Below are 6,053 nucleotides of genomic sequence, written 5' to 3'. Positions count from 1 at the left end.
ACTTGCTCTAGTAGTCTCTTGTCCATGACTTACCTCTGACTGTAGTCGATCTGCGGTTGTGACTGTGGCTGCTGCGGTAGATTGATATAGGTCGGTTTTGAGAACTTGTTGACCAACGCTGCCCCTAGGAGCATGCCTAATACCAGTACCATGAGTGCGCCAAAACTGGTAACTATCAGCCATTTCTTCATTTCTGACTTGATGACCTGCGCTATTCTGTCTTCTCGCTGAGTGATCAGTTGTTTGATGTGTTGTGTGTAGGCTTCTATCGTCCTTTCCATCTCTTCTGCGAACTGGTTTAAATGCTCGGTGGTATGGGCTTGGACGTTGTTCATATAGGTTTCGAGGGCTGTAGACATATCGGTTTGATGCTTTGCTAACATTGTTAGCAATTGCTCGTTGCTCGTGTCTAGGTTTTCCATGCCTTGCTTGATGATAGTCTCGCTTTCGTTCAATTTCGCTGTCATAAAGCTGTTTAGCTGCGTCGTAGCGTTCTGTACTTCTTGCTCGATAGTCTTCGCCTGTGCGCTCGATTGTGTTTTGAACTTCGCTGCTAAAGTTAAAATCTCGCTCATATAATCCACCTGTCAGCCTAATATTTCTTTTCCCTGCTGGGTTCTTGATAGAAATTGCTTTGTCCGTTTCTCTTGCTATCTCAAATCCACCATCAGTAAGGGCTTGAATAACATCGTCACGATTGGTGATCACGCCTTCAACCACTAACGTTTTTAATCCATCAGTAATGGCTTGTCTGACCTCTTTGACGTCTCTTGGTAAGTTGTCACGCTGCGCCATTAATCGCTTATTGGCTGGGTCATTGGGGTCGGTAAAACCATGCTCAATATTTTGCATGTTTTTCCATGCATTCACTCTGCGCTTATCAACGTTGTGAACATAGGGCTGAAATGCTCTACCGTGTTCTAAGTCTACATTGGCAAAGACAAAGTTCAGCTCTAATCTGCCCTTATCTCGATGCTCAATCCAGCTAACGCTTACCCTATCAACGTCTAGCCCTGCTCGAATTGTCTGCTCAAAGCCGTCCATCAAGGCATTCTTTTGTGATTGGGTGACTTCATCAGCTGTCTCGGTGAACGATAAGCAACCACTGGTATATTTTTGTTTGAAGTCTAGGCTATCAATGAGTAAGGCTTGATTGTCTATATCACCCCTCAAGACTTCTGCACCAATCCGTTTGCCGTCTGGCTGCTCTTTGTCATTGAGCAAATAGTCAAATACGCCTTTGCTGCCACCAGTACCACGAGTGAAGAATTTAACGATCATCAGGCATGCTCGATACTAGTGCTTTATCTAGCGTGGTCTGCAAATTGAGTAAGGCCATCAATACCGCGTTACCGACTTCTTGCCCTGTGTTGGTCTGCTTGGCTATTTGATTGATGTTGATGCCAATGCGATTAATAGCTCGAACCAATTCAGGATCGGCACTGTGTACGATTTTCTTGTGCTTGGGTTCAGGTGCGGCTACCGGCTGATCGAGTACCAATCCGCGAACGTAGTTAGACATATCGTGCTGACCTGCACGCTTTTTAATGTCTAAGATTTCAGTATCAGAGACTCGTATTTTTAGCCACTTTGTTCTTGCCATTTTAGCCTCGCTCTAGCGGTTGTTTTTCACCCCTCACGGCTTTTTGTGAGGGGTTGGGGTTAAGGGGTTTCCCCTTACCAGTATGCCTTGGGTCAATAGTAACGGAGTGGATATTGTACCCACGGTATATGCTGGCTAATTTACATAATAATAGCTATAGTGGTGTTTATACACTAAATAACTATTTTAAAGAGTAACAGTATATATGGGAAATCTAGCTCTAACTATCAGCGTTCTTGCGATCCTAGTAGTATTAGCATTAGTAGGCTTCTTGGGTAAATTGCTTTGGAAATTTGGCCAACACCTTAAAGTTAAATCACCTATATTTTGGTATATTTACAATATCTTTTGGATTCTAGTATTAATAGGAGTTTTACTGATAGTTGCTGCAGTTACCTTTAACTTTTATGAATATAGTGACTATTATCTTAATAAATAGCATTAAGCTACCTTATTCAAGTAAACAAACCTCCAATATATTTTGATTATCTTATCCTAGGAATTGTGATGACCCTGCAAAAAACAAAACATACCTTTATTTATAAAAGGATAGTTCTGGGATTGGTTTTAGGGCTATCCTTTCCATCCTTCGCTGCTAGTTTTGAAACTACTCAAACTTTTGCAAAGCAAGGGGATGCTTTTCATCAGGCAAAGCTTGGCATGATGTATCTTGACGGACAAACTGTTCATACAAATAATGTTAAAGCATTTGGATGGACTCAGAAAGCTGCCTACCAAGGCCATAGTGTGGCACAACACAATCTTGGGTTGATGTATGAGAATGGCGTAGGAGTACCTAGAAACTACATATTGGCAGCTAACTGGTATCAAAAAGCTGCTGATAAAGACTTTTCCAGTGCTCAATCCAATCTCGGAATAATGTATCAAGAAGGGCGAGGCATTCCTCAGGATTATATTAAAGCAATTGAGTGGTTCCAAAAAGCGGCTGACCAAGGCAATATCGAGGCTCAGCACAATCTCGGAATAACGTATCAAGAAGGACGAGGCGTTCCTCAGGATTATGTTAAAGCATCTGAATGGTTTCAAAAGGCAGCTGACCAAGGTTTTGCAGACTCTCAGCACAACCTGGGCGTAGCGTACTATAAAGGGCGAGGCGTTCCTCAGGATGATACTAAAGCATTTGAATGGATTCAGAAAGCTGCTGACCAAGACTTTGCTAATGCTCAATATAGTCTCGGAATGATGTATCAAGAAGGGCGAGGCGTACCTCAGGATGATACTAAAGCGATTGAGTGGTTTCAAAAGGCAGCTGACCAAGACTATAAGGAAGCCCAAATAATGCTTGAGAAACTGTATCGTAAAAGTGAAAATGCTAGCCAAAACATAGCTAAAGAAACAGAATGGCTCAGAGAGTTAGCAAATCAAGGTAATGCAAGCGCGCAGGGCCTTCTCGGAATAGCATACCTTGAAGGCAAAGGGGTCAAACAAAACACAACTGAAGGATTCAAGTGGCTTCGGAAAGCGGCAACCCAAGGAAGTGCGGGCGCTCAAGTATTGCTTGCCCTAGGTTACGAGGATGGAGTAGAAGATGGATTAGAAAAGGACGAAACATTGGCAAAAAAATGGTACTGGGAAGCCTGTAACAAAGGCAGACAGACAGGCTGTGAGGGGTACGAAAAACTAGCAAACAAATAGCCTAAGCATGAGAAACGCAAAACAAAAGGCTGTTATCTGACTTAGGCTTATCCAGTCTCACTATTTTTTTGATTTTTTTCTATAGTAAGTTGATCTGCTTATACCCAATTCTTCCCAAGGCTTTAATGATTGCTCTGATGTAGCTACAGCCTTGCGCTTAGAGACCTTACCTCCCTTGCTGCCTTTGAGTGCTTGGCGATAGATAAATTCGTTGTAGTGATACCCATCACGCTTCCAGCAAAATTTAGCAATGCTTTTGGCAGTGGCTTTGATTTCTGAGTACGGTAATGGCTCTGAAAATATCATATTCACGCTCTGAGCATGTTTAAGCACTGAGTTATACCATTGCTCCCAAGTCTTCCCTCGATGCTCTCTAATCGCAGAATACGCCCAATGGCGAACGGTATCGAACAAGGTGCAGTTCCTACCTAGTCCGTACTCTTTCTCTTTAGTTGTTAAAGGTCTGAGATCAACGAACTCCGCTAGATAATTTAGCTCGTAGGCTTCTTTTGTCCATACTTCGGTACGCCAATGTTCATGCATCGGGTTTTTGGTAATGAAATTGGTGTAGCCGACGTCTGCTCTCGTCTCTCTGACAAGCCCTGCTTGTATCTTAGCGAGATAGGATAATGCTTTACGACTACCATGCTCACTGGTGCAAACAGGCGTTTTCAGCTCGTAGACGATGTGAGCGTGGCCGTTTGAGGGGTTTTGGCTTGTCCACCGTGGCGGTGGTAGGTGCTCTTCTGCCCAACGCATTGCGCCATGCTTATGATCAATGTCTAGGCATATAAAATTAGTCATGCAGGGAGGGTTATGCTGGATATACCGCATTTTGACAGCGGTTTGCCTAGGACGAATGACAAGATTACCTAGATCATCGGTGCAATAGGGCTTATAGGGGAGTGTTTCGTATATTTCCGGTAGTATTAACATCACGCACACTTGTGTTGGTGCGCCTGCTGATATAAAATGTCCGTATCGAAAAATGGGTTTTATATCTGCTGACACAGATTAAAATTCATCTAACCCCTAGTGATTGCCGTCACTGGGGGTTAGTCGTTTCTAGCACTTGAGTTTACGCTCTCATTCTTGTTTCGTCAATTAGCAAATTCTTCGCAAAGTCACGCTATTTAAGGCTTGCGTCGCTCTTAAAATTTTTATTCATATCGTGCTACATATATGGAGTTGAACGAGAACGCTAACGGAGTTCGACTTAATAACGAAAAAAGCCCTCAGGCAATGCCTGAGGGCTTTTCTTACTTGTAGCTAATTAATTAGCATTAGGAAGGTCGTAAATTCTCCCACAGCAGAGCATGAAGTGTTGTACAGTTGGATGCGCTCTATACGATATCAACATATCACGACTGATAAAGTATTCTTTAGATCGCAAGTTCGTACAACCTGCAAGATGTCTATCAGATATTGACCAACCAAGTTGTCTTAGCTCGCATATTCTCGAAGCTCCATGGCAGGTATTCAGCTGAAAAAACAACTGCTTATTGTTTAAAGGATAACCAGACAGCAGACAGTATAAAATGTAAGCTTGGTGAGTATCTGTGCTGGGTAAAAACGTACCTAAGTTTAAGATATTGTTCAAATTTATTGCCTCAATTGAAGCAAAAGTTACCTAACTTACAAAGGATTTAATAATAATTTATATAAGCCATTTATATAGAAATAATATAATAACTTACATAAATTTATTGCATATATATACGATGAGCTGTATAATGCTGCGTTATAGATTATATAGAAAACTTAATAGTCAAGCAAAATTTGCTATTATTTTAATTTAACAGTCATTGCAAGTGACTGCGCTTTGTTGTGTAAAATGCCGTCATTGCAAGTGACGCGCGGAAATATTGTACCACAAAAGTCAGATTTTTCAATAGCAGTGCGCCCAAAAGGCAGCATTGTTTGTTGTTTTTGTGTAACAAAAAATTTCAAGGTGGCAATTATCTAAATTGCTATAGCTTGAGGTGAGTTTGCGAATTCTAAGTTATTTTCCAAGCTAATTCCTTATAGTCTGATCTAACACTCCTAATTCAGTAGCTGTTTCTTGTTTAATACTCCCCCTAAGGCTTTACTATATTTAGCTATTAGCCTCTGTATGCTATGTTCGGTTTATCCTGCCTCTGTTTAGTAAATTGCTAGCTTCATTACTCTGCTATATTATTTAACGACCCATACTTGGAGATCGTGACCGTGTGCGCGCTTTATCACGCTCAAGCTCTTTGGTTTGTATCACTTCTCTAACTTGTCCAGCAATCTGTTTAATTCCTTCAGCTCCGTCTGTATTTCTGTCTGTGAGCCGGTTATTTTCGCTTGTGACTGCTCTATTTTGATCTGTGCGTTCACTAATTCCTTCAATTCGTTCTCTAGTCTCACTGTATCGCTCTCTAATTGCGTCGTATCGCTTTTGAGATAGTCGGGCAGTGTTATCGTGCTCTGATACGTCTTCAATTGCTCTACGAGCTGTATTTGTACGTTCCCTAATGCCAACAACTCGCTGATCAACGTTGCTTGCGTTATTGCGTGCTGTTTCCGATGCTGTACCCAACCACTGAACACGCTTGTTTGTTCTGTCATTGAATCTTGCAACTGCTTGAACAACATCGGCAAGCGTTCCAGCTCTTGCGTCTTCGTTCTTGCCAATTTGTTCAATGAGGCTGTCAATTCGGCTATATCCTGGTCTTTCTTGCGTAGCTGCTGCTGTGTGTAGCGCTCTTGGTCGTGTAGCATCTGCTCTTGGCGTTTGATCGTGTCCTGCTGTGCTTGTAGGGCTTGCTGT

Annotated in this window: 5 protein-coding genes; 1 reads left to right on the top strand and 4 read right to left on the bottom strand. The window is 42.1% G+C overall.

The window, feature by feature from the left end; genetic code table 11:
• Positions 1-29 precede the first annotated feature (29 nt).
• Positions 30-575, bottom strand: a complete 546-nt coding sequence (locus tag SJY28_RS13510) for an MbeB family mobilization protein (protein ID WP_379545038.1) — start codon at positions 573-575, stop codon at positions 30-32.
• Positions 576-1,270: 695 nt separating this feature from the next.
• Positions 1,271-1,603, bottom strand: a complete 333-nt coding sequence (gene mobC, locus SJY28_RS13505; protein ID WP_379545036.1) for a plasmid mobilization relaxosome protein MobC — start codon at positions 1,601-1,603, stop codon at positions 1,271-1,273.
• 507 nt (positions 1,604-2,110) lie between these two features.
• On the opposite strand from mobC, the gene SJY28_RS13500 reads away from it, so the two are divergent.
• Positions 2,111-3,259, top strand: a complete 1,149-nt coding sequence (locus tag SJY28_RS13500) for an SEL1-like repeat protein (protein WP_379545035.1) — start codon at positions 2,111-2,113, stop codon at positions 3,257-3,259.
• Positions 3,260-3,319: 60 nt separating this feature from the next.
• Here the strand turns inward: SJY28_RS13500 and SJY28_RS13495 are convergent, their stop codons facing one another.
• The gene (locus tag SJY28_RS13495; RefSeq protein ID WP_379545034.1) at positions 3,320-4,195 is read right to left on the bottom strand and encodes a replication initiation protein; all 876 of its coding nucleotides are present in this window, start codon (positions 4,193-4,195) and stop codon (positions 3,320-3,322) included.
• A 1,311-nt stretch (positions 4,196-5,506) separates the two neighbouring features.
• Positions 5,507-6,053, bottom strand: a 547-nt coding sequence (locus SJY28_RS13490; protein ID WP_379545033.1) for a hypothetical protein, incomplete at its 5' end; no start/stop codon positions are given.

Origin of the sequence: Psychrobacter sp. R86515 (assembly GCF_042466315.1) — a bacterium.
GTDB lineage: Bacteria > Pseudomonadota > Gammaproteobacteria > Pseudomonadales > Moraxellaceae > Psychrobacter.
The sequence above is the reverse complement of the archived record's forward strand: the minus strand, read 5'-3'. Positions and strand labels throughout refer to the sequence as shown.